General features: G+C 59.8%; 21 protein-coding genes, 4 tRNA genes and 2 pseudogenes. 14 read left to right on the top strand and 13 right to left on the bottom strand.

The genetic code is table 11. From position 1 onward, the window contains the following. Nucleotides 1-247: 247 nt before the first annotated feature. Nucleotides 248-679, bottom strand: coding sequence for a pilin (locus J3P75_RS04720; protein WP_122607925.1), 432 nt, complete (start codon nucleotides 677-679; stop codon nucleotides 248-250). A 225-nt stretch (nucleotides 680-904) separates the two neighbouring features. Between J3P75_RS04720 and pilB the strand changes: the two genes are divergently transcribed. The 5 genes from pilB to yacG are packed head-to-tail and all read left to right on the top strand — an operon-like array spanning nucleotide 905 to nucleotide 5,516. Continuing rightward, complete coding sequence (pilB, locus tag J3P75_RS04715; protein ID WP_434709472.1) at nucleotides 905-2,605, top strand: type IV-A pilus assembly ATPase PilB; 1,701 nt, start codon at nucleotides 905-907, stop codon at nucleotides 2,603-2,605. A 2-nt stretch (nucleotides 2,606-2,607) separates the two neighbouring features. Further along, nucleotides 2,608-3,825 carry a type II secretion system F family protein gene (locus J3P75_RS04710; protein ID WP_434709471.1) on the top strand — a complete coding sequence of 406 codons (1,218 nt, stop codon included), beginning with the start codon at nucleotides 2,608-2,610 and terminating at the stop codon, nucleotides 3,823-3,825. Nucleotide 3,826: 1 nt separating this feature from the next. Beyond that, complete coding sequence (locus tag J3P75_RS04705) at nucleotides 3,827-4,699, top strand: prepilin peptidase (protein ID WP_434709470.1); 873 nt, start codon at nucleotides 3,827-3,829, stop codon at nucleotides 4,697-4,699. Further along, nucleotides 4,696-5,319, top strand: coding sequence for a dephospho-CoA kinase (coaE, locus tag J3P75_RS04700; RefSeq protein WP_434709468.1), 624 nt, complete (start codon nucleotides 4,696-4,698; stop codon nucleotides 5,317-5,319). The genes J3P75_RS04705 and coaE overlap by 4 nt, the downstream gene beginning before the upstream one ends. After that, nucleotides 5,316-5,516 (top strand): DNA gyrase inhibitor YacG, encoded by a 201-nt coding sequence (gene yacG, locus J3P75_RS04695; RefSeq protein ID WP_206415680.1) that lies wholly within the window; start codon nucleotides 5,316-5,318, stop codon nucleotides 5,514-5,516. Before coaE ends, yacG begins: the two co-directional genes overlap by 4 nt. 6 nt (nucleotides 5,517-5,522) lie before the next feature. Here yacG and J3P75_RS04690 read toward each other — a convergent pair whose 3' ends face one another. Together J3P75_RS04690 and J3P75_RS04685 are read right to left on the bottom strand one after the other, a co-directional pair. Further along, nucleotides 5,523-5,738 carry a hypothetical protein gene (locus J3P75_RS04690; RefSeq protein ID WP_434709467.1) on the bottom strand — a complete coding sequence of 72 codons (216 nt, stop codon included), beginning with the start codon at nucleotides 5,736-5,738 and terminating at the stop codon, nucleotides 5,523-5,525. 65 nt (nucleotides 5,739-5,803) lie between these two features. Next, nucleotides 5,804-6,493 (bottom strand): energy-coupling factor ABC transporter permease, encoded by a 690-nt coding sequence (locus J3P75_RS04685; protein WP_434709466.1) that lies wholly within the window; start codon nucleotides 6,491-6,493, stop codon nucleotides 5,804-5,806. Between the two features lie 116 nt (nucleotides 6,494-6,609). Here J3P75_RS04685 and J3P75_RS04680 point away from each other — a divergent pair, with 116 nt between their 5' ends. From J3P75_RS04680 to J3P75_RS04660, 5 genes are all read left to right on the top strand, one after another. Next, a complete protein-coding gene (locus J3P75_RS04680) occupies nucleotides 6,610-7,236 on the top strand; it encodes a DUF1780 domain-containing protein (protein ID WP_007909887.1) in 627 nt (208 codons plus the stop codon). Next, complete coding sequence (locus tag J3P75_RS04675) at nucleotides 7,233-7,760, top strand: MOSC domain-containing protein (RefSeq protein WP_206415676.1); 528 nt, start codon at nucleotides 7,233-7,235, stop codon at nucleotides 7,758-7,760. Before J3P75_RS04680 ends, J3P75_RS04675 begins: the two co-directional genes overlap by 4 nt. Before the next feature lie 52 nt (nucleotides 7,761-7,812). Next, nucleotides 7,813-7,986: a DUF3094 family protein gene (locus J3P75_RS04670; protein ID WP_127651957.1), complete on the top strand. Its 174-nt coding sequence runs from the start codon at nucleotides 7,813-7,815 to the stop codon at nucleotides 7,984-7,986. Nucleotides 7,987-8,049: 63 nt separating this feature from the next. Further along, nucleotides 8,050-9,348, top strand: coding sequence for an NAD(P)/FAD-dependent oxidoreductase (locus tag J3P75_RS04665; protein WP_090286386.1), 1,299 nt, complete (start codon nucleotides 8,050-8,052; stop codon nucleotides 9,346-9,348). 450 nt (nucleotides 9,349-9,798) lie between these two features. Further along, the gene (locus J3P75_RS04660) at nucleotides 9,799-10,206 is read left to right on the top strand and encodes an HvfA family oxazolone/thioamide-modified RiPP metallophore (RefSeq protein ID WP_206415673.1); all 408 of its coding nucleotides are present in this window, start codon (nucleotides 9,799-9,801) and stop codon (nucleotides 10,204-10,206) included. 60 nt (nucleotides 10,207-10,266) lie between these two features. Here the strand turns inward: J3P75_RS04660 and J3P75_RS04655 are convergent. From J3P75_RS04655 to rluD, 9 genes and pseudogenes are all read right to left on the bottom strand, one after another. Next, nucleotides 10,267-10,866: pseudogene (locus J3P75_RS04655) on the bottom strand (methyl-accepting chemotaxis protein); the annotation flags it as partial. 303 nt (nucleotides 10,867-11,169) lie between these two features. After that, nucleotides 11,170-11,892: pseudogene (locus J3P75_RS04650) on the bottom strand (MCP four helix bundle domain-containing protein); the annotation flags it as partial. Between the two features lie 163 nt (nucleotides 11,893-12,055). Continuing rightward, a tRNA-Pro gene (locus tag J3P75_RS04645) sits at nucleotides 12,056-12,132 on the bottom strand. Nucleotides 12,133-12,229: 97 nt separating this feature from the next. After that, nucleotides 12,230-12,305: transfer RNA gene (locus J3P75_RS04640), tRNA-Lys, on the bottom strand. A 5-nt stretch (nucleotides 12,306-12,310) separates the two neighbouring features. Beyond that, nucleotides 12,311-12,387 (bottom strand) — tRNA-Pro (locus J3P75_RS04635). A 9-nt stretch (nucleotides 12,388-12,396) separates the two neighbouring features. Continuing rightward, a tRNA-Asn gene (locus tag J3P75_RS04630) sits at nucleotides 12,397-12,472 on the bottom strand. A 298-nt stretch (nucleotides 12,473-12,770) separates the two neighbouring features. Next, a complete protein-coding gene (clpB, locus tag J3P75_RS04625) occupies nucleotides 12,771-15,335 on the bottom strand; it encodes an ATP-dependent chaperone ClpB (protein WP_206415672.1) in 2,565 nt (854 codons plus the stop codon). A 262-nt stretch (nucleotides 15,336-15,597) separates the two neighbouring features. After that, nucleotides 15,598-16,347 (bottom strand): peptidoglycan editing factor PgeF, encoded by a 750-nt coding sequence (pgeF, locus tag J3P75_RS04620; RefSeq protein ID WP_434709465.1) that lies wholly within the window; start codon nucleotides 16,345-16,347, stop codon nucleotides 15,598-15,600. Further along, nucleotides 16,344-17,306, bottom strand: a complete 963-nt coding sequence (rluD, locus tag J3P75_RS04615) for a 23S rRNA pseudouridine(1911/1915/1917) synthase RluD (protein WP_203419539.1) — start codon at nucleotides 17,304-17,306, stop codon at nucleotides 16,344-16,346. Before rluD ends, pgeF begins: the two co-directional genes overlap by 4 nt. Before the next feature lie 151 nt (nucleotides 17,307-17,457). Here rluD and J3P75_RS04610 point away from each other — a divergent pair, with 151 nt between their 5' ends. The 4 genes from J3P75_RS04610 (at nucleotide 17,458) to J3P75_RS04595 (ending at nucleotide 21,765) form a co-directional block, all read left to right on the top strand. Continuing rightward, a complete protein-coding gene (locus J3P75_RS04610) occupies nucleotides 17,458-18,474 on the top strand; it encodes an outer membrane protein assembly factor BamD (RefSeq protein ID WP_090286399.1) in 1,017 nt (338 codons plus the stop codon). Nucleotides 18,475-18,600: 126 nt separating this feature from the next. Continuing rightward, entirely contained in the window at nucleotides 18,601-18,843 is a 243-nt protein-coding gene (locus tag J3P75_RS04605) for a PP0621 family protein (RefSeq protein ID WP_434709464.1), read from the top strand. Then, a complete protein-coding gene (locus tag J3P75_RS04600) occupies nucleotides 18,833-20,422 on the top strand; it encodes a sensor histidine kinase (RefSeq protein ID WP_434709463.1) in 1,590 nt (529 codons plus the stop codon). The genes J3P75_RS04605 and J3P75_RS04600 overlap by 11 nt, the downstream gene beginning before the upstream one ends. Next, the gene (locus J3P75_RS04595; protein WP_434709462.1) at nucleotides 20,419-21,765 is read left to right on the top strand and encodes a sigma-54-dependent transcriptional regulator; all 1,347 of its coding nucleotides are present in this window, start codon (nucleotides 20,419-20,421) and stop codon (nucleotides 21,763-21,765) included. Before J3P75_RS04600 ends, J3P75_RS04595 begins: the two co-directional genes overlap by 4 nt. A gap of 130 nt (nucleotides 21,766-21,895) precedes the next feature. Here J3P75_RS04595 and thiO read toward each other — a convergent pair whose 3' ends face one another. Beyond that, nucleotides 21,896-22,996 carry a glycine oxidase ThiO gene (gene thiO, locus J3P75_RS04590; RefSeq protein WP_434709461.1) on the bottom strand — a complete coding sequence of 367 codons (1,101 nt, stop codon included), beginning with the start codon at nucleotides 22,994-22,996 and terminating at the stop codon, nucleotides 21,896-21,898. Nucleotides 22,997-23,034 lie beyond the last annotated feature (38 nt).

The raw sequence follows: 23,034 nt of genomic DNA, 5'->3' as shown, positions 1-23,034 counted from the left end.
GGGTTACCAAGGTAGTTGCGAACGCTGTGCCAACTTTTTTGTTTTAATAAAATCCTTTAAAAACAAGGAGTTAATGAAACGGGAAATTTTCGTTTTCATGCAATTTGCATGACTCGCGGTTTATTCGCATGCAAGTTGCGGTTTTTTGGAAAGTTCATAAGCTGCTGAAATTATTGAAGCTTTTTTCAAGCGCAGCGCCATGAAAAATGCCCCGCAAAGGCGGGGCATCAGATTCTGCCGCAGCGGCTTACGTACCGCTGGCAGTGCAGCCTTTTGGCGAATAGTCGGGGGCAACGGTGGTAGCGCACGTCCAGACACCTGCACCCGTCCCGGAAGACCGCGTCAGCGTAATGGTTTTATCGAGAACCGGACCCGGAGCATTTTTGATCGTGCAGACAATCGACCCTGCGCCAGAAGATGCTGTCCCGGAGGCGGATACCGAGCAATTGGAAGTGGTGACCGTCGCACTGCCCGCGACGTTAGTCAGTGATGGATCGGTTCCTTGGTTAATGACGTCCTCAAATGGCACCTTCATCGCGCTGATCTCCGCCAGCCCCGCCGTCACCTTCGACCGCGCCTGATATTTCGAATACTGCGGCAAGGCAATCGTCGCCAGAATCCCGATGATCGCCACCACGATCAGTAGCTCGATCAGGGTAAAACCTTGTTGTTTTTTCATAGACACGCTCCATGCATGAGGGGAAATCTCATGATCTGAAAAAGACCCAGCATAGGCCATGCCAATGCCCCGGAGCCCTGCCTGATGGACGCGAACTGCGCACTGCGCCGTTTCCTACAACCTGCAACCGCACTATCTGACACTTTTTGTCACCTGCACCGGCCGTGTTTGGCGCTGTCACTTGACTAGGCTATAAGTCATGAACGGCAAGCATGCGGAATCCCCATGAATGACATCGCTCTGAGCGGTCTGGCCAAGCAATTGGTGCAGGCCGAACTGCTGACGGAACAAGGTGCCCAGCAAGCCTGGCAGCAGGCGCAGCGCAATCGCGTGTCGCTGGTGAACTACCTGGTGCACAACAAACTGGTGAAGAGCCGGCAGATCGCCGAGATTGCCTCGGAACACTTTGGCATGGCCCTGCTCGACCTCAGTTGCCTCGATAAGGAAACCCAGCCCAAGGGCCTGGTCAGCGAAAAACTGATACGCCAGCACTGCGCTCTACCATTGTGGCGACGCGGCAACAAACTCTTCGTCGGCCTCTCCGACCCGAGCAATCAGCAGGCAATCAGTGATATTCAGTTCAGTACAGGCCTGAGTACCGAAGCGATTCTGGTCGAGGATGACAAGCTCAGCGATGCCATCGACAAGTTCTTCGACAGTCATGCCACCGGCCTGGAAGAAATGGCCGACGTCGACCTCGATGGCCTTGACGTCGAATCCGTCAGCGACAGCAAACAGGACACCATCGGCGGGCTCGACGCCGACGATGCGCCGGTGGTGCGCTTTGTCCACAAGATGCTGCTCGATGCGATCAAAAGCGGCTCTTCCGACCTGCACTTCGAGCCTTATGAAAAGAACTATCGGGTGCGGGTGCGCACCGACGGCATGCTGCGTGAAGTCGCCAAACCGCCGATTCAACTGGCCGGGCGCATCGCCGCGCGCCTGAAGGTCATGGCCAGCCTTGATATTTCAGAGCGACGCAAACCGCAGGATGGTCGGATCAAGATGCGCCTGTCGAAAAGCAAGTCCATCGACTTCCGGGTCAATACCCTGCCGACGCTGTGGGGCGAAAAAGTGGTGATCCGGATTCTCGACCCGTCCAGCGCGCAGATGGGTATCGATGCCCTCGGTTATGAACCGGAACAGAAAGACTTGTACATGGCCGCGCTGAAACAGCCGCAGGGCATGATTCTGGTCACCGGCCCTACCGGGTCGGGGAAAACCGTGTCGCTGTACACCGGGCTGAATATCCTCAACACCGTCGATATCAACATCTCCACCGCCGAAGACCCGGTGGAGATCAACATGGAAGGCATCAATCAGGTCAACGTCAATCCGCGCCAGGGGCTGGATTTTGCTCAGGCCCTGCGTTCGTTTCTGCGTCAGGACCCGGACGTGATCATGGTCGGCGAGATCCGCGACCTGGAAACCGCCGAGATCGCTATCAAAGCCGCGCAGACCGGTCACCTCGTGCTCTCGACCCTGCATACCAACAGCGCCGCGGAAACCCTTACCCGCTTGCACAACATGGGCATCCCCGGGTTCAACATTGCCACCTCGGTCAGTCTGATCATCGCTCAGCGCCTGGCGCGCAAGCTGTGCAATCACTGCAAGAAACCGATTGAAGTGCCTCGCGAAACCCTGATCAAGGAAGGCTTCCCTGAGGAACGCATCGGCAGTTTCACGATCTACGAGCCGGTCGGTTGCGATCACTGCAACAACGGTTACAAGGGACGCGTGGGGATTTATGAAGTGGTGAAGAACACGCCTGAGCTGCAACGCCTGATCATGGCCGAAGGCAACTCGCTGGAAATCGATATGCAGATGCGCCGCGACGGCTTCGACGATCTGCGCACCGCGGGTCTGCACAAGGCCATGCAAGGCACCACCAGCCTGGAAGAAATCAACCGGGTCACCAAGGATTGAACATGGCGGTCAAGGCAGCGAAAACCAGCACGTACGCCTGGGAAGGTACGGACCGCAAAGGCAGCAAAGTCACCGGTGAGTTGAGCGGGCAGAATGCCGCATTGATCAAGGCGCAGTTGCGCAAACAGGGGATTACTCCGGGCAAGGTGCGCAAGAAGTCGGCCTCGTTGCTGAGTTTCGGCAAACGCATCAAGGCTCAGGACATCGCCCTGTTCACTCGGCAAATGGCAACGATGATGAAGGCCGGCGTGCCGCTGTTGCAGTCGTTCGACATCATTGGCGAAGGCTTCGAAAACCCGGCGATGCGCAAAGTCATTGACGAGGTTAAACAAGAGGTGGCCGCCGGTAACAGCTTTGCCGCAGCGCTGCGCAAGAAGCCGCAATATTTCGACGAGTTGTATTGCAACCTCGTCGATGCCGGCGAACAGTCCGGGGCACTCGACACCCTGCTCGAACGCGTCGCCACCTATAAGGAAAAAAGCGAAGCGCTCAAGGCCAAGATCAAGAAAGCCATGACCTACCCGAGCGCCGTCCTCCTGGTGGCAGCCGTGGTGACCGGCATTTTGCTGGTGAAAGTGGTGCCGCAGTTTCAGTCGGTGTTTTCCGGGTTTGGCGCCGAGTTGCCAGGGTTCACCTTGATGGTGATCAGCCTGTCTGAATTCATGCAGGCGTGGTGGTGGGCGATTCTCGGCGCACTGATCGCAGCGTTTTTCGGCATCCGCCATGCACTGAAAAGGTCTCAAGCGTTACGCGATCACCGCGACGCCTGGATGCTGAAACTGCCGTTGGTGGGTACGTTGATGTACAAGTCTGCGGTGGCGCGATTTGCCCGGACCTTGTCGACTACCTTCGCCGCTGGCGTACCGCTGGTGGAAGCCCTTGATTCGGTGGCCGGCGCTGCGGGCAATGTCGTGTTCAAACGGGCCATCCTGCGAATCCGTCAGGACGTCTCAACCGGGATGCAGCTGAATTTTTCCATGCGCAGCACCGGGGTCTTCCCGACCATGGCCGTGCAGATGACCGCGATTGGCGAAGAGTCCGGCGCGCTGGACGATATGCTCGACAAGGTCGCCGGCTTTTACGAAGAGGAAGTGGATAACATGGTCGACAACCTCACCAGCCTGATGGAGCCGTTCATCATGGTCGTGCTCGGGGTCGTCGTCGGCGGTCTGGTGGTGGCCATGTATCTGCCGATCTTCCAGCTCGGCTCAGCGGTCTGATATGCCCCTCGACGAATTGTTCGCCCTCTATCCGCTGGCCTTTGTCGGCACCGCGCTGCTGCTCGGACTGGTGGTTGGCAGCTTTCTCAATGTGCTGGTCTGGCGCCTTCCAAAAATGCTCGAGCGCGACTGGCGCCAGCAGGCACACGATGTACTTGGCCTGCCGATCGAAACGCCGCAACCCGATTACAACCTGATGCTGCCGCATTCCGAATGCCCGCATTGTGCACACCGGATTCGCGCCTGGGAAAACCTTCCCGTGCTGAGCTATCTGTGCCTGCGTGGCCGTTGCTCGGCGTGTGCTGCACCGATCAGCAAGCGTTACCCGCTGACTGAACTGAGCTGCGGTGTGCTGTCGGCCTTCATTGCCTGGCATTTCGGTTTCGGCTGGCAGGCGGGGCTGCTGATGTTCCTCACCTGGGGCTTGCTGGGGATGAGTCTGATCGACACCGAACATCAATTGCTGCCCGATGTGCTGGTGCTGCCGTTGTTGTGGCTGGGGCTGATCGTCAACAGCTTCGGGCTGTTCGTGCCGTTGCACGATGCATTGTGGGGGGCGGTGGCCGGTTATCTGGCGCTGTGGTCGGTGTTCTGGCTGTTCAAGCTGCTGACCGGCAAGGACGGCATCGGCCACGGCGACTTTAAATTATTGGCGCTGCTGGGCGCATGGGGCGGCTGGCAGATTCTACCGCTGACCATCCTCCTGGCATCGCTGGTGGGCGCCGTGATCGGCGTGATTCTATTGCGCCTGCGCGAGCAGAAAACCTCGACGCCGATTCCTTTCGGTCCCTATCTGGCCATTGCCGGCTGGATTGCCTTGCTCTGGGGTGGTCAAATAACCGACTTCTATTGGCAGTCTGTCGGTTTGAAATGAATACCCCTGTGGAAAAACCCTGGATTCTCGGCCTCACCGGCGGCATCGGCAGCGGCAAAAGCGCGGCGGCGCAGCACTTCATCGACCTCGGCGTGCATGTCGTTGATGCCGACCACGCGGCACGCTGGGTGGTCGAGCCCGGGCGCCCGGCACTGGCGCAGATTGCCGATCACTTCGGTCCTGATGTGCTGCAAAGCGACGGCACGCTCAACCGTGCAGCCCTGCGCAAGTTGATCTTCGAGGTGCCGGAGCAACGGCGCTGGCTGGAAGCGCTGCTGCATCCGTTGATCGCCGAGGAAATCGCCCATCACCTGGCGCTGGCAAAATCGCCTTATGCGATTCTGGTTTCGCCGTTGTTGATCGAATCCGGGCAATACAGCATGACCCAGCGCATCCTGGTGATCGACGCCCCGCAACCACTGCAGATCGAACGCACCTTGCAACGTGACCAGACCAGCGCCGAGCAGGTACAGGCGATCCTCAAGGCCCAACTGAGCCGCGAAGACCGCTTGAGCCGCGCCGACGACGTGGTGGTCAACGACCGCGACCTCGCCTGGCTGCACAGCGAGATCGAGCGTCTGCATCACTTTTACCTGACTTTATCCGGAGGCCAAGCATGAGCCAGACCCCAACCGTTGAATGCCCGACCTGTGGCGCCCCCGTGGAATTCACCCCGGCGAACAAGTTTCGCCCGTTCTGTTCCGACCGCTGCAAGCTGATCGACCTCGGCGCCTGGGCCTCGGAAGAACACAAGATTCCGGTTGCACCGGATGCCGAGGACGAGCTGTTTTCCGGCGATTTCGATCCGCGTCACTGAGCCCGGTCAAGGCCGCATGAAGCCGTAGTCCTGTTCGTCGTCGAGGTTTTCCGCGAGAAACCGCAACTCGTCCGCCAGGTCTTCGGCGTTGCGCACAGCCTTGCTCTGTTGCACCACAGCACTGAGCAAGGCGCGCAAGCTCAACCCCGGATCAAGGCCGACCTCCTGCGCCATCTCCAGACTCTGCCGGGTTTCCTGCCTAGCCCATTCATACACACTCATGCCGCTGCTCCTGAAGGGATTTGCGTGAGCATGAAATTTTCAGCCGATGGCGGATTTGACGTGGATCAAGGCTTGCGATCGTCGTCATTCCAAGGGGCCGAGAGGTAGCGTGTACGGTTGAAGGTTTCCAGCCATTCCGGGCTGAACACCACCAGCGCACTGACGATCATGCCGTTGATGAAGGCCTCGGGGAATATGATCAGCCACACGTAGCCGATGAAATCCTCCAGCCATTCCGGCATGGCGAACAGGCCATCGAACCACAGCAGCGTCAGGCCGAAAATCAGGCACAACAGCGCCGACAACGCCGCAGCGAAGAAGCCGGAACAGAAGATGTACACGAACGGATTGCGCGGCTGCGCACGCTCGACAAGGATGGCTACGCATTCGGTGACCAGCACCGGCAGCAAAATGAACAAGGCACCATTGACCCCGAGTGCCGCAAGATCCTGTCGCCCGAGCAGCACCAGGCCGATTTGCGCCACAACTCCGCCAATGATCGCCAGCGGCCAGTCCAGCAGCAAGGTCACCGCAGTCATGCCGAGGAAGTGATAAGACACGCCAGTATCGAAATCCCGGCGCATCAGCCACAGCAGAAACAAGGCGAACACCGTTGCGCACAGCAAATGCTGACGCCGACTGTCACTGAACAGCTCGACCCATGGCGCGCGCACGATCGCCCACAGCAGCACTGGCAGATAAATCAGCCAGCCGAGCGTCAGACTCGCCGAGGACAGCAGTTCGGCACCGATCATTATTCCCCACCTTCTCCATGGACATACCACCTCGTCGCAGTCTACACCGCCACCGGATGCGCACCAGTCGATGCAAAGCTATCTGCTTGTCGCATTTGAACGCTAAGCTTGGGCTTATGGATGATTCAGATTATTTACGCCTGCTGACCATCGCGGCCGAGCAAGCCAACGCCTTTCTGTCCAATGCCCGCAAATGGGAGCGTGAGCGTTGGGTTTGCCAACGCCTGCTGCAAGGTCTGAACATCCCCTACCGCGCCGACGAATTCGCGCCGGCCGGTGAACCGCCGGATGTGCTGTTTCGTGACGCCAACTTCGAAGTGTTCTTCGTGCTCGACGAAGGACGCCGGCTCAACGATGAATGGCGCGATGAATTGCAGAGGCGGCGCAGCGCTTTTTCGCTCAGCCAACTGGTGCGCCGCGAAGCCAAGCCCAAGCGTATTCCGGCCAATGAATTTCTCCTGCGGCTCGCCCCGACCCTGCGCAAGAAAGCCCACAACTACAAGGAACGCGGCATGGATCTGGGCGAACTGGACATCATTGCTTTCGCCAGCCTTAAACGCGAAGTGCTCGACCTGAACAGTCATTTCCCGCCACCGACCGAATATTTGCGTCAGGGCTGGCGCTCGCTGTCGCTGGTCGGCCCGACGTTCGCCCGCGTGTTGTTCGCACACCCGGATGCACCGGACTTCCTGCGCAGCAACCTGGGGCGCAGCATCGTCTTTGATGTCGGGATCAGCCTGTGACGCCACTTCAACAATTGATTGCCGATGTGCCGCAAACCGGACGCGTACGCTGGATCGGCGTGCGTCCCGAATCACGCGGACCGATGCTGGAGCTCGATGCCGTTGAGGCACGTCTGGAGGCGGGTTTGACCGGCGATCATGCCCGCCCCGGTGTGCGCAACGCGCGTCAGGTGACACTGATTCAGTGGGAACATCTGGCGGTGATCAACGCCTTGATGGGCCGCGCCGACGACAACCCGATCAGGCCCGAAGACCTGCGGCGCAATCTGGTCATAAGCGGTATCAATCTGTTTAGTCTGAAGGGTCGGCGTTTCCGCATCGGTCAGGCAATATTCGAAACCACCGGCTGGTGTCAGCCCTGTGCACGCCTGCAGAACAACCTTGGCCCAGGCACTTTTCAAGCGGTGCGCGGACATGGCGGAATTACCGCACGGGTGTTACAAAGCGGGATCATTCGCCTCGATGACCGGGTCAGCGTCGAACCGGTGCCGGACAGCGGCTATGCTGCGTTCAACCCCGGATAAAAAACCGCTGTAGCGTGTGCCCATCCAGCAACGTCTACCTGACGAGGCCAATATGACCAGCCGCCTGAAACCCGAAGACCAAAAGCATGTCGAAGAGTACCTGCAACTGTCCCAACACCGAGTCGAGCGCCGGCCTTTCCGGCCGTGGATGCTCCTGGTGCTGGTGCTGGCAGTGACCATTGGTCTTGGCCTGTTGAGCCGACTTATCAGTTACCTGACGCTATGAGCAGCCTCGCGCTCGCTTGGGTAACCGCACCGATTTCCTTTAAAAACCTTGCGAGTTATCCCTATGTCCCATCGTATTGTCATTGTCGGCGGCGGCGCCGGCGGTCTGGAGTTGGCTACCCGCCTGGGTAAGACCTTGGGCAAGCGCGGCACCGCCAGCGTGATGCTGGTCGACGCCAACCTCACGCACATCTGGAAACCGCTGCTGCACGAAGTGGCCGCCGGGTCGTTGAACTCTTCCGAAGATGAGCTCAACTATGTCGCCCAAGCGAAATGGAACCACTTCGAGTTCCAGCTCGGGCGCATGAGCGGGCTTGATCGGGCGCAGAAGAAAATCCAGCTGGCGGCCACCTACGACGAAAACGGCATCGAGCTGGTCCCGGCGCGTGAAGTGCCATACGACTCGCTGGTGATCAGCGTCGGCAGCACCACCAACGATTTCGGCACTCAGGGCGCGGCGCAGCACTGCCTGTTCCTCGACACCCGCAAGCAGGCCGAGCGCTTCCACCAGCAACTGCTCAATCACTATCTACGTGCCCACGCCGGGCAGACCGATGTGGTCGAGCAGATCAGCGTGGCCATCGTCGGTGCCGGCGCTACCGGCGTCGAACTGGCGGCCGAGCTGCACAACGCGGCGCATGAACTGGCGGCCTATGGTCTGGACCGGATCAAACCGGAAAACATGCACATCACCTTGATCGAGGCCGGCCCACGGGTGTTGCCTGCGCTGCCGGAACGCATCAGCGGGCCGGTGCACAAGACCCTGGAAAAACTCGGGGTCAATGTGCTGACCAATGCTTCGGTCAGCGAAGTGACCGCCGACAGCCTGATCACTGCCGACGGCAACCAGATCAAGGCCAGTCTGAAAGTCTGGGCGGCAGGTATTCGCGCGCCGGGTTTCCTCAAGGACATCGATGGCCTGGAAACCAACCGCATCAATCAGCTGCAAGTGCTTCCGACCCTGCAAACCACCCGCGACGAAAACATCTTCGCCTTCGGCGACTGCGCCGCATGCCCGCAACCGGGCAGCGATCGCAACGTGCCGCCACGGGCGCAAGCGGCACACCAACAGGCGTCGCTGCTGGCCAAGTCGCTGAAGCTGCGCATCGAAGGCAAGACCCTGCCGGAGTACAAGTACACCGATTACGGCTCGCTGATTTCGCTGTCGCGCTTTTCAGCGGTGGGTAACCTGATGGGTAATCTGACTGGTAGCGTCATGCTCGAGGGCTGGCTGGCGCGGATGTTCTACGTGTCGCTGTACCGCATGCACCAGATGGCGTTATACGGACCGTTTCGCACGGCGATGCTGATGCTGGGCAGCAAGATCGGCCGCGGCACCGAGCCGCGTCTGAAGCTGCATTGATCAAGGCCTGTCGGGAGTTCTGACCGATACACCATCCCTGTGGGAGCCAGCCTGCTGGCGATCGCGGAGTGTCATCCGGCTGATGTCTTGCCTGACACGCCCTCATCGCCAGCAGGCTGGCTCCCACATTGTCTTGTGCCGGGCTCGGAGTCCGGGCTACATACTGTTCCTGTGGGAGCGAGCTTGCTCGCGAATGCATTCTGTCAGTCAATAATGTTGCCGACTGATCTGACGCTTTCGCGAGCAAGCTCGCTCCCACATGGTTTTGTATTGAATGGCAGATATGTTTCGCACTGTATCTGCGTCATTCATCGGCACCTTGTATTACAAACTCCGCGCCCCACGACACAGTCGCGATACACCGCCGCCGCCTAATGGCCACACCCGAGCGCACCCGCTCAGGGCTTCGTCCTTAACGTGTGGCTGCGCTGTGCAGCCAGGAGAATGTCAATGTCGCGTACTTCGACCCTCGGTAAAAAATCCATTGGCCTGTTCGGCGCCGCGCTCGCCGGTGGGCTGATGTTGTCCGGTTCGGTATTTGCCGCCCAGCCATTGGCGCAGGGCTACATGGTCGCCTCGGCCGAAACCTCGGTGAAGACGCCGGAAGGCAAATGCGGTGAAGGTAAATGCGGTGATGCTTCGATGGCCAGGACCGACAGCGACGGTGATGGCAAGGTGTCCCGCGCGGAGTTCATCAAGGTCGCGCCGAAGTCCGACTTCGACAAGATCGACACCAACCACGACGGCTTCATCGACGAGCAAGAGGCCTACAACAACGTGAAGGCCAACTTCGAAGCCAATGGCAAGAAGATGCCCAAAGGCCTGTTCGAGCATCTGAAGGATCAAGACGGCGCCTGATTCAGCAGGTAATCAAGCCGCGCTTTTTAACCACAAGCGCGGCTTTTTCATGCCGGCCGTTTACAACTGGAAGCGCCGCACCATGCCTTGCAGGGCATTGGCCAGTTTCGACAGTTCATGGCTGGAGGCGCTGGTCTGGTCGGCGCCCGCGGCCGAGCGCACCGACAGATCACGAATGTTGACCAGATTGCGGTCCACTTCACGCGCCACCTGCGCCTGCTCCTCGGCGGCGCTGGCGATGACCAGATTGCGCTCGTGAATCTCGTGCACCGACGCGGTAATCGTCTGTAACGCCTCACCGGCACGCGCCGCCATGCTCAGTGTGGTGCTGGCACGCGCGGCACTGGCCTGCATCGACTCCAGCGCCAGACTCGAACCGTTGCGCATGCCCTGCACCATCTGCTCGATTTCCTGGGTCGATTGCTGGGTGCGATGGGCCAGCGCGCGCACCTCATCGGCGACCACGGCAAAACCGCGCCCGCTTTCGCCCGCCCGCGCCGCTTCAATCGCCGCGTTGAGCGCCAACAGGTTGGTCTGCTCGGCAATCGCCCGAATCACGTCGAGCACCTTGCCGATGTCCTGGGATTGATTGGCCAACGATTGCACCAACTCACCGGTGTGCTGCACATCAGCGGCCAGGGCACTGATGGCACTGGCAGTCTCGCTGACCCGCTCCTGCCCCAGTTGCGCCGAATCGCTGGATTGGCGAGTGGCGTCGCTGGTCGAAACGGCGTTGCGCGCGACCTCCTCCACCGCCGTGGTCATTTCGTTGACCGCGGTGGCCGCCTGTTCGATTTCATTGTTCTGCTGTTGCAGGCCCTGGGAGCTGTCGAGCGTCACTGCGTTGAGTTCGTCGGCAGCGGAGGCCAGTTGCGTGGCCGAGCCGCTGATGCCCTGCAAGGTCTCGCGCAGGTTCTGCTGCATGGTCGCCAGTGCCTTGAGCAAACGGCTGACTTCGTCATTGCCCTGAGTTTCGATAGGACGGGTCAGATCGCCCTGAGCCACGCTTTCAGCGGCGCTGACTGCGCTGCTCAGCGGTCGCACGATGCTGCGTGTCAGCAGCATGGCAAGCGCCACGGTAGCGAGCGCCGCCAGGGCGATGAACACGCTGACGATGGTCCGCGACGTGGCGTAATGGGCAGCTGACTTCTGGCTTTCCAGCGCGACCTGTTTGGCGAACAGATCCGCCAGATCATTGAGTTGTTTACCGGAGCCATCGACCACGGTTTTCATGTCGACAAGCAGCAATTTGGTCAACTCGTCACGCTTGCCCTGCTCGGCCAGGGTGAACGATTGGGCAATCCCGGTGCGATAGGCGGCAAAGGTCTGCTTGAACTGGTCATAGAGCTGCTGGCCCTCGGGCGTGGTGACCAGATTGTCGTAGGCAGTGATTTTTTCGCTGAGCTCTTTGTCGCGGGTATCCATCTGCCCGCGGTACGTCGGGATGTTCTTCGGGTCTTCGTCCAGCGCCATGCGCAAGGAGATCGTGCGGATACGCAGCATCAGCTCGCGGATCTCATCGCCGCCGCGAATACTGGGCAGCCACTGAGTCTCCACGGCGACCTCACTGTCGCGAATGCTCGACATCTGACTAAGGGCGAACACGCCCAGCAAGGCCACCAATACCGCGATCAGGGCGAAGCCCAAGGCAGCCCGCGGAGCAATATTCAACTGACGAAGCAACATGACGAACGCCCTTATTCTTGTATTGGCCAGATGCGAGGGGCGAAGCCATGGCAGTCCCCTCGTGTTAGCGGGCTATCGGCCGGTTGTATGACGACTTGAAGGGATTTATCTTTTCAGCAGACAAAAAAAATCCCCGTATCTTTCGATACGAGGATTTTCAATATGGTCGGGGTAAGGGGATTCGAACTCCTGACATCCTGCTCCCAAAGCAGGCGCGCTACCGGACTGCGCTATACCCCGGTAAAAAAAAGGCGACCTTTCAAAGATCGCCTTCTTCGATCAGCGCTTTTGGCCTCTGATCTTAAGATTCGATCCCAGCGCTAACTGGTTTCAAAAATGGTGGGTCGTGTGGGATTCGAACCTACGACCAATTGGTTAAAAGCCAACTGCTCTACCAACTGAGCTAACGACCCAAAAATGGTCGGGGTAAGGGGATTCGAACTCCTGACATCCTGCTCCCAAAGCAGGCGCGCTACCGGACTGCGCTATACCCCGGTTTGAAATTGGCTCCGTGACCAGGACTCGAACCTGGGACCCAATGATTAACAGTCATTTGCTCTACCGACTGAGCTATCACGGAACTACATATTTCAATTTACAACGGTGAAACCTGAAGCTTCTCGACACCGTTTTCGCATCGCTGCGTTCGTGTGTCTGAGGCGCGCTATTCTACAACCTAGAACACCTCTGTCAACCCCCTAAATTGCTTTCAAGTTAATGATTTGCAACTTATTTCAGTTTTCAACCCAGTGAGTTGAAACGCTGCCGGTGACTGACTGCGGGGCGCACTTTACAAGCCTTTTCCTTTGAGTTCAACAGCCTAACGAAAAAAAAGGCCCCACAATGTGGGGCCTCGGTTTTTTCCTTGCCACATGGCATCAGTTGAAAACGATTTCCTCGTTCTCGACGGTGCCGGTTGCGGTGTCGCCTGGCATGAAGTGACCGGAAAGGATCAACTGCGCCAGCGGGTTTTCGATCCAGCGCTGAATCGCACGCTTCAACGGCCGTGCGCCATACACCGGGTCGTAACCGACGGCAATCAGCTTGTCCATCGCCTCCGGGCTCAATTCCAGCTTCAGTTCGCGCTCGGCCAGACGGCTGCGCAGACGGCCCAGCTGGATCTCGGTAATGCCCGCGATCTGATCACGCGCCAGCGGCTCGAAGATCACCACTTCGTCGACGCGGTTGATGAACTCCGGACGGAAGTGCGACGTCAGCGCGTCCATGACTGCTGCACGCTGCGCTTCACGATCACCGACCAGTTCCTGGATCTGCATCGAGCCAAGGTTCGAGGTCATCACGATCACCGTGTTGCGGAAATCCACCGTACGGCCATGGCTGTCGGTCAGGCGCCCATCCTCGAGCACTTGCAGGAGGACGTTGAACACATCCGGGTGCGCCTTCTCGACTTCGTCCATGAGGATTACCGAGTAAGGCTTGCGCCGTACCGCTTCGGTCAGATAACCGCCCTCTTCATAGCCGACGTAGCCCGGTGGGGCGCCGATCAGACGAGCCACGGAATGTTTCTCCATGAACTCGGACATGTCGATGCGCACCATCGCCTCTTCGGTATCGAAGAGGAATTCGGCCAGCGCCTTGCACAGCTCGGTTTTACCGACACCGGTCGGGCCGAGGAACATGAACGAGCCGCTCGGACGATTCGGGTCGGACAAGCCGGCACGCGAACGGCGTACCGCGTTGGCCACGGCCACGACTGCTTCTTCCTGGCCGATCACGCGTTTGTGCAACAGGCTTTCCATCTTCATCAGCTTGTCGCGTTCGCCTTCGAGCATTTTCGACACCGGGATGCCGGTCCATTTCGACACGACTTCGGCGATCTCTTCCTCGGTGACCTTGCTACGCAGCAACTGGTTTTCGCTCTTGCCGTGCTGGTCGACCATTTGCAGGCTGCGTTCCAGATCCGGGATCACCCCGTACTGCAACTCGGCCATGCGGTTCAGATCGCCTTTGCGCCGGGCCGCTTCCAGTTCCTGACGCGATTGCTCGATCTTTTGCTGGATCTGTGCAGAACCCTGCACCTCGGCTTTTTCCGAGTTCCAGATTTCTTCCAGATCGGAGTACTCACGCTCGTGACGCTCGATTTCTTCCTGGAGTTTTTCCAGACGCTTCTTCGCCGCGTCGTCGCTTTCTTTCTTCAGCGCCTGGGATTCCACTTTCAGCTGAATCAGGCGCCGCTCAAGACGATCCAGTACTTCCGGCTTGGAGTCGATCTCCATGCGGATGCGGCTGGCCGCCTCGTCGATCAGGTCGATGGCCTTGTCCGGCAATTGCCGATCCGTGATGTAGCGATGACTGAGCTTGGCCGCGGCGATGATCGCGCCGTCGGTGATAGCCACCTTGTGGTGCACCTCATAACGTTCTTTGAGGCCACGCAGAATCGCGATGGTGTCTTCTTCGCTCGGCTCATCGACCAGCACTTTCTGGAAACGCCGCTCCAGCGCCGCATCCTTCTCTATATATTGGCGGTACTCGTTGAGCGTGGTCGCGCCGACGCAGTGCAACTCGCCACGGGCCAATGCAGGCTTGAGCATATTGCCCGCATCCATTGAGCCTTCGCCTTTACCGGCGCCGACCATGGTATGCAGTTCGTCGATGAACAGAATGATCTGCCCTTCCTGCTTCGACAGCTCATTGAGCAGGCCTTTGAGGCGCTCCTCGAACTCACCGCGGTACTTGGCACCGGCAATCAGAGCGCCCATGTCCAGCGACAGCAGACGCTTGCCCTTGAGGCCGTCCGGCACTTCGCCGTTGATGATGCGCTGGGCCAGGCCTTCGGCGATGGCAGTTTTACCCACGCCAGGTTCACCGATCAGCACCGGGTTGTTCTTGGTGCGGCGTTGCAGGACCTGGATGGTGCGACGGATTTCGTCGTCACGGCCGATCACCGGATCGAGCTTGCCGTCTTCGGCACGCTTGGTCAGGTCGACGGTGTATTTATCCAGTGCCTGACGCGACTCCTCGTGATTGGCGTCGTTGACTGCTTCGCCGCCACGCAGGTTGTTGATTGCGTTTTCCAGAGCTTTCTTGCTCACGCCCTGACCGAGCAGCAACTTGCCGAGCTTGCTGTTCTCGTCCATGGCGGCGAGCAGCACCAGTTCGCTGGAAATGAACTGATCGCCCTTCTGCTGGGCCAGGCGGTCGGCCTGATTGAGCAGGCGCGCCAGATCCTGCGACATGTTCACATCGCCGGTCGGGTTCTGGATTTTCGGTAATTGGTCGAGCTCTTTGGTCAGCTCTTTACGCAAGCTGTTGACGTCGAAGCCTACCTGCATCAGCAGCGGCTTGATCGAACCGCCCTGCTGTTCAAGCATGGCTTGCATCAAGTGCGCCGGCTCAATCGCCGGATGATCGTGGCCGACTGCCAACGACTGGGCATCGGACAAGGCCAACTGTAATTTGCTGGTTAAACGGTCTATACGCATGGGTCACCTTCCTTTTGAGCAGGCCGGACCTAAGAAACCATCCTGAATAAAGAAACCTGCCAGATACCGCTATAGATGCGGTCGATTCTGCAAGATTCAAGCGTCAAAGGGTTGATGCAGATCAGAGAGTCTAGCTGGCGCCCAGCTTCGCAAATACGATCCTCTTTTGACGAGTGGCTGTTTTCGTCAGGCAAGGCGCCGCGACGAGTCATAGCCCGCTATGGCGAGGAGCGGCAACGCCGCATGACGGGAACAGACGCCGTCAAAAAAGAATCGTATTTGTGAGGCTGGGCGCCTCAAGCCAAACGAGGGAGGCAAAGCGACCGGTGCGCGACGCACGGCGATAAGAGAAGAAGCGCGGATCGGTCACGGTGCAGAAACCGCCGCCGTAAACCGCTGTTACACCGCGTTCAGCCAGACGCAGGCGCGCCAGGTGATAGATGTCGGCCATGAACTTGCCGGGATTGTGGCTCGGCACGAAGGCTGTCGCCGCTTCCGGCAACTGATTGACGAAGACTTCGCGAACTTCCGCGCCGACTTCAAAGGCTTGCGGGCCGATGGCAGGACCGAGCCAGACCAGCACGTCTTCAGGTGCAACATCGAGGCTATCGAGGGTGGCTTCAAGCACGCCCGCCGCCAAGCCACGCCAACCGGCATGTGCTGCCGCGACACGGGTGCCGGCGCGATCGCAGAACAATGCCGGCAGGCAATCGGCGGTCATGGCCGTGCAGGCGATACCGGGCTTGTCTGTCCAACTGGCATCGGCGGTCGCGACCACATCCGGATCAGCTTGCGCCACGGAAATCCCGTGTACTTGCTGCAACCAGGCAGGCTGTATGGAGAAGTGATCGGTCAGACGACGACGGTTCTCGGCAACAGCCTCAGGACGATCATCAACATGATCGCCCAGATTCAGGCTGTCGAATGGCACTTCGCTGACGCCACCCTCGCGGGTGGTGACGCAGGCTCTGACGCTGGCCGGCGCAGGCCAGTCCGGCGTCAGCCAGTTCATCCGACGAATGCCTCGCGATCCTGCTTGAGCAGGGTCAGCAGCCAGACGAAATCTTCCGGCAGCGGCGATTCCCAGCTCATCCGCTCACCGCTCGTCGGGTGATCGAGTTCGAGGAAGCGCGCGTGCAGGGCCTGACGCGGGAAGTGCTTGAGCGATTCGACCATGGTCGGGTTCGCCGCTGGCGGAATGCGGAAACGCCCGCCGTACGCCGGGTCGCCGACCAACGGGAAGTTGATGTGCGCCATGTGCACGCGAATCTGGTGCGTACGACCGGTTTCCAGCTTCACCCGCACGTGCGTGTGCGAACGGAAACGCTCGAGTACGCGGTAGTGGCTGACGGCAGGCTTGCCGCCTTCCATCACCGCCATGCGCTGACGCTGCTGGCCGTGACGGCCGATCGGCGCGTTGATCTTGCCGCCGGCGGTGACCACACCGATCACAATGCATTCATAGATGCGGCTGACACTGCGGCTCTGCAACTGCGCGACCAGTTTGGTCTGCGCCTGGATGGTCTTGGCCACCACCATCAGACCGGTGGTGTCCTTGTCCAGACGATGGACGATGCCGGCCCGTGGGACATTGATGATGTCCGGCACGTGGTGCAACAAGGCGTTGAGCAGAGTGCCATCGGCGTGGCCGGCAGCCGGGTGCACCACCAGGCCCGCAGGCTTGTTGATCACCAGAATGTCGTCATCTTCATAGACGATGTCGAGCTCGATGTCCTGGGCGATCCACTCGCCCTGGGCTTCCTGCTCGGCCGTCAGTTCGAGGACGGCACCGCCATGCACGATGTCGCGCGGGCGGATCACCGCCCCGTCCACAGTCAGGCGACCTTCTTTGATCCAGGCGGAAAGGCGCGAGCGCGAGTGCTCAGCGAAGAGTTGGGCGGCGACTTGATCGAGGCGTTGGCCGCCCAATTCGGACGGCACCTCTGCGCTAAGTTCTATTTTATCGGACATGCTCGGACTGGGCGTCGGCACAGCCTTTGGTTTCGGCTGCGCGCTTGTGGTTAAATACGGCGTCTTTTGCCCCGAGGCTTTTCAACGGGGCGCTCATCATAACAGGACGGCCCCGCCCAAGACAGCGGCCGTCATAGGGACGCAAGCCGCCATGCAAGTGAAACACCTGCTGCTGATCGCCATCCTCGCATTGACCGCTGCTTGCTCATCGAAGGAAGTCGTAGACGAAAACCTCAGCGAAGCCGAGCTGTACCAGCAGGCTCAGACTGATCTGGACAACAACAGCTACACCAGCGCCACAGCCAAGCTGAAGGCTCTGGAGTCGCGTTATCCGTTCGGTCGCTACGCCGATCAGGCTCAACTGGAGTTGATCTACGCCAACTACAAGAACGCCGAGCCGGAAGCTGCCAAGTCCGCCGCCGAGCGTTTCATTCGTTTGCATCCGCAGCACCCGAACGTGGATTACGCGTACTACCTCAAGGGTCTGACCTCGTTCGACCAGGACGTCGGCCTGCTGGCGCGCTTCCTGCCGCTGGACATGACCAAGCGTGACCCGGGCGCCGCCCGTGACTCGTACAACGAGTTCGCCCAGCTTACCAGCCGCTTCCCGAACAGCCGCTACGCGCCGGACGCCAAGCAGCGCATGATCTACCTGCGCAACCTGCTGGCCGCCTACGAAATCCACGTGGCCGACTACTACCTGACCCGTCAGGCCTACGTCGCCGCCGCCAACCGTGGCCGTTACGTAGTGGAAAACTTCCAGGAAACCCCATCGGTCGGCGACGGCCTGGCGGTGATGACCGAAGCCTACCAGCGTCTGCACCTGGACGATCTGGCGGCCACCAGTCTGGAAACCTTGAAGCTTAACTACCCGGATCACCCGAGCCTGCAGGACGGCCAGTTCGTGCCGCGCGTTGCCGAAGCCGACAACCGCTCGTTCCTGAGCAAGGCGACTTTGGGCCTGATCGAATCGCGTCCACCGCTGCCGCCGGGCGAAACCCGCGCCAACCAGGACGTGCAGAAGCAGTTCCAGGACGCTAAAGACGCGATCCCGAACGAGCTCAAGCCGAAAGACGAAAACGGCGACGTGATCGAAGAGCCGGAGCCAGAGTCCACCGACACTGACCGTTCGTGGTTCAGCTACATGACCTTCGGCGTGTTCGACTGAGCACACTGGCGGTAACAAAAAGGGAGATCTGCGGATCTCCCTTTTTCATGGCCGCGCTTTAATCCGCTGTGCGCTGCCCGGCTCCTTGGCTAAACTGCCGGATCATCAGTCGAAAAGCCGCTCATCATGCTTCGTTTATTGTTCTGGATCGCCGTGATCTTCGCCGCCATCTGGCTCTGGCGTAAATTCAAGGCACCCGCCACCTCCAATCAGTCCCAGCGCAATTCTCGCGAGCGAGACGCCGCGCCCATGGTGCGCTGCGCCCATTGCGGCGTGCACCTGCCCCGCGATCGCGCGCTGGGCAATCAGCAACAGTGGTATTGCAGCCAGGCTCATCTCGAGCAAGGCCCGAGCGCCAGTGGTCGCTGAGGCTGCCCACACCGACAGCAAACAGGCGCAGCGTCTGCTGCGTCTTTATCACCTGTACCGTCTGAGCGTCGGCATCACCTTGGTGTTGCTGATCTCGAGCAACATGGACAACCGCCTGCTGACGTCGGCCAACGACGATTTGCTGCGCGGCGGCAGTTGGCTGTATCTGGTTCTGAATATTCTGCTGGTGGTGTTTCTCGAAAATACCCGTCGGCCCGGGCAATTGTTCAGCCTGGCACTGGTCGACGTGCTGCTTCTGTGCGGTTTGTTCTTCGCAGCAGGCGGGGTTGGCAGTGCACTGGGCAACTTGTTGATCGTGTCGGTAGCGATCAGCAACACCCTGTTGCGCCGGCGCATCGGTCTGTTGATTGCGGCCATCGCCGCGCTGGGCATCGTCGGTTCGAGTTTCCTGCTCGGTCTGAGCCATCCCCTGAGCGCCAATGAATACCTGCAGGCCGGTACGCTCGGCGCGCTTTGCTTTGCCGCCTCGCTATTGGTGCAGGGGCTTATCCGTCGCCTCGAGGTCAGCGAAACCCTGGCCGAGCAGCGCGCCAGCGAAGTGGTGGGCCTCGAAGCCCTCAATGCTCTGATTCTGCAACGCATGCGCACCGGCATCCTCGTCCTTGATCATGAGCGTCGAGTGTTACTGGCCAACCACAGCGCGCAAATCCTGCTCGCCCGATCACACCTGCAAGGCCATTTGATCGATGAATATTCGCCGACGCTGGTCGAGCGCCTGCAACTGTGGATGAACAACCCGACCCTGCGCCCGCAAAGCCTGAAAGTCGCCGGCAATGGCATAGAACTGCAACCGAGCTTCATCGCCCTCGAACAGAGCCCGAATCCGCGCACTTTGGTGTTTCTCGAAGACCTCGCGCAAATCGCACAGCAGGCGCAGCAATTGAAGCTCGCCGCGCTCGGCCGATTGACCGCTGGCATCTCCCATGAAATTCGCAATCCGCTGGGGGCGATCAGCCATGCCGCACAACTGTTGGCCGAGTCCGAGGAACTCGATAGTGCCGATCGGCGTCTGACGCAGATTATTCAAGACCACTCCCAGCGCATGAATCGAGTCATCGAAAACGTCCTGCAACTGTCCCGTCGTCAGCAGAGTGCCCCGCAACGGCTGGACCTCAAACCGTGGCTGGAGAGCTTCGTTGCCGAAAGCCGCGAGCAAGCCGGCGAGCGTCAGCAGATCCATCTGCGGATCAACTCCGGGGACTTCACCACATTGATGGACCCGAACCAGCTGCGGCAGATCCTCGACAATCTGTTGCGCAACGGCTGGCGTCACAGTGCCCTGCTGCACGAACAGGCTGAGGTCTGGCTGGCGCTGTTCACTGACCCCGACAGCCAGTTGGCGGTACTTGAGGTACAGGATAACGGCCCCGGCGTACCGGCCAAAGAACAGGCGCATCTGTTCGAACCGTTCTTCACCACCAGCAGCCAGGGCACCGGCCTGGGTCTTTATCTGTCCCGTGAGCTGTGCGAAAGCAACCAAGCGCGCCTAGACTTTCAATCACGCCAAGGCGGCGGCTGCTTTCGCATCACCTTTGCTCACGGACGGAAACAAAGTTGAATACAAGCCCACGGCAAAAAGTTCTCATTGTTGACGACGAACCGGACATCCGCGAACTCCTCGAAATCACCCTGGGCCGGATGAAACTCGACACTTACAGCGCGCGCAATCTGGCCGAGGCACAAGCACTTTTGCAACGCGAAGCGTTCGATCTGTGCCTGACCGATATGCGCCTGCCCGACGGCACGGGGCTGGAGCTGGTGCAGCACATCCAGCAGCGTTATCCACAAGTGCCAGTGGCGATGATCACCGCGTATGGCAGCCTGGAAACCGCAATCAATGCGCTTAAGGCCGGGGCGTTCGATTTTCTGACCAAACCGGTCGATCTCACGCGCCTGCGCGAACTGGTCAGCAGTGCCTTGCGCATGCCGGCCGCCGGTGGTCATAGCACTCCGATTGATCGGCACTTGCTCGGCGATTCGCCGCCAATGCGCAACTTGCGCAAGCAGATCGACAAACTCGCGCGCAGTCAGGCGCCGGTGTACATCAGCGGTGAATCCGGCAGCGGCAAGGAGCTCGTCGCGCGGCTGATCCACGAGCAAGGGCCGCGCGCCAGCCAGCCGTTCGTGCCGGTGAACTGCGGGGCGATTCCCTCGGAGTTGATGGAAAGCGAGTTTTTCGGCCATCGCAAAGGCAGTTTCACTGGCGCGGTCGAGGACAAGCCAGGGCTGTTTCAAGCGGCCCATGGCGGCACATTGTTTCTTGATGAAGTGGCGGATTTGCCGTTGTCGATGCAGGTCAAGCTGCTGCGAGCTATCCAGGAAAAAGCCGTGCGTAGCGTCGGCGGCCAGCAGGAAACCGTGGTCGACGTGCGGATTCTTTGCGCCACGCACAAGGACCTCGATGCCGAGGTCGCCGCCGAGCGTTTTCGTCAGGATTTGTACTACCGCTTGAACGTGATCGAGCTACGCGTGCCGTCTTTGCGCGAGCGGCGCGATGACATCGAGGTACTGGCGACGCACGTGCTCAAGCGCTTGGCCAAGGACACCGGCCAGCCAGCCGCACGTCTACACCCGCAGGCGCTGGAAACACTGAAGAACTACCGCTTCCCCGGCAATGTGCGCGAACTGGAAAACGTCCTCGAGCGAGCCCATACCCTGTGCGAGAACCGTACGATCGAGGCCGGTGATTTGCGCCTCAGCGAGGGCAACTGTGCGGCAGACGGCGCGATTGCCGATCTGACGCAGATCGACAATCTTGAAGATTATCTGGAGAACGTCGAGCGCAAGCTGATCTTGCAGGCACTGGAAGAGACGCGCTGGAACCGTACGGCGGCAGCGCAGCGCTTGAGTCTTTCGTTTCGTTCGATGCGTTACCGGCTGAAGAAACTCGGTCTGGATTGAGGGCTCCTTCGCGAGCAGGCTCGCTCCTACAATGTCCTTTGGTGTACTCAATTTTTTTGAACACCAAGGACCAATGTAGGAGTGAGCCTGCTCGCGATGACGGCCTATCAGACACAGAAGACTTATCAGATCAAATACGCCCCTCAGGTGCATACGGCGCCGGATCAATTATCGGCGCCCTGCCCAACATCACATCGGCAAACAACTGACACGACGCCGGCGCCAGCACCAGCCCGTTGCGGTAATGCCCGCAATTGAGCCATAAGCCGTCAAACCCCGGCACTCGCCCGATATAAGGAATCCCCTCCGGCGAGCCCGGACGCAGCCCGGCCCAGTGCCCGACCACTTCGGCATCGACCAGCGCCGGCAACAGCTCGAGCGCCGATGTCTTGAGGCTTTCCAGCGCGACGTCGGTTGGCGTCTTGTCGTAGCCTGCGTGCTCCAGCGTACTGCCGATCAGAATATGCCCGTCGCGACGCGGAATCGCATAACGCCCCTTGGCCAGCACCATGCTCGGCAGGAAGTCCGCAGCGCATTTATAAAGAATCATCTGCCCTTTGACCGGTTCCACCGGCAGTGTCAGGTCCAGGGTCTTGAGCAAGTCGCCGCTCCACGCCCCAGCGGTCAGTACCACCTGATCGCCAGCGATGACACCACCGGCCGTTTCAACGCCAATCACACGCTCACCGTCACGGGCGAAGCCGCTGACTTCGCACTGCTCGTGAATGGTCACGTTGGGCAACGCCTGCAACGCTGCTTTCAGGGATTTCACCAACCGCGGATTGCGCACATTGGCAACATCGGCCATGTAGATTGCGCGCGAAAATCCGCCGCCCAGCACCGGCACCGCGTCATGCGCCGCCGAGATATCCACAGAGCGCAGCGGGCGGTTTTCGCGCTCGGCCCACGCCAGTGCCTCGGCTTCGTCATCCAGGTCCAGCCAGTACAGGCCGGTAGTGTGCACTTCTGGATCAACCCCCGTGTCGGCGAACAGCCGCGCGCCGAGCTGTGGATAAAAATCCTGCGACCAGTGCGCCAGCGCGGTGACCGCCAGGCTATAGCGCCACGGGTACAGCGGAGAAACAATACCGCCGCCCGCCCAGGACGATTCCTGGCCCAGGTTCGAACGGTCCAGCAGCACCACGCTGCGCACTTCGGAGGCGAGATTGTAGGCGGTCAGCAGGCCTATCACCCCGCCACCGACAATCACCACTTGCTGTTGCCTGGTCATGTTTGATCCAACCGTAAAAAAGACAGTGGGCGCAAAAG

The sequence above is a fragment of the Pseudomonas sp. R1-1 genome (assembly GCF_051132135.1).
Lineage (GTDB): Bacteria > Pseudomonadota > Gammaproteobacteria > Pseudomonadales > Pseudomonadaceae > Aquipseudomonas.
Note: the sequence above shows the minus strand (reverse complement) of the source record. Positions and strands in the feature narration are given on the sequence as shown.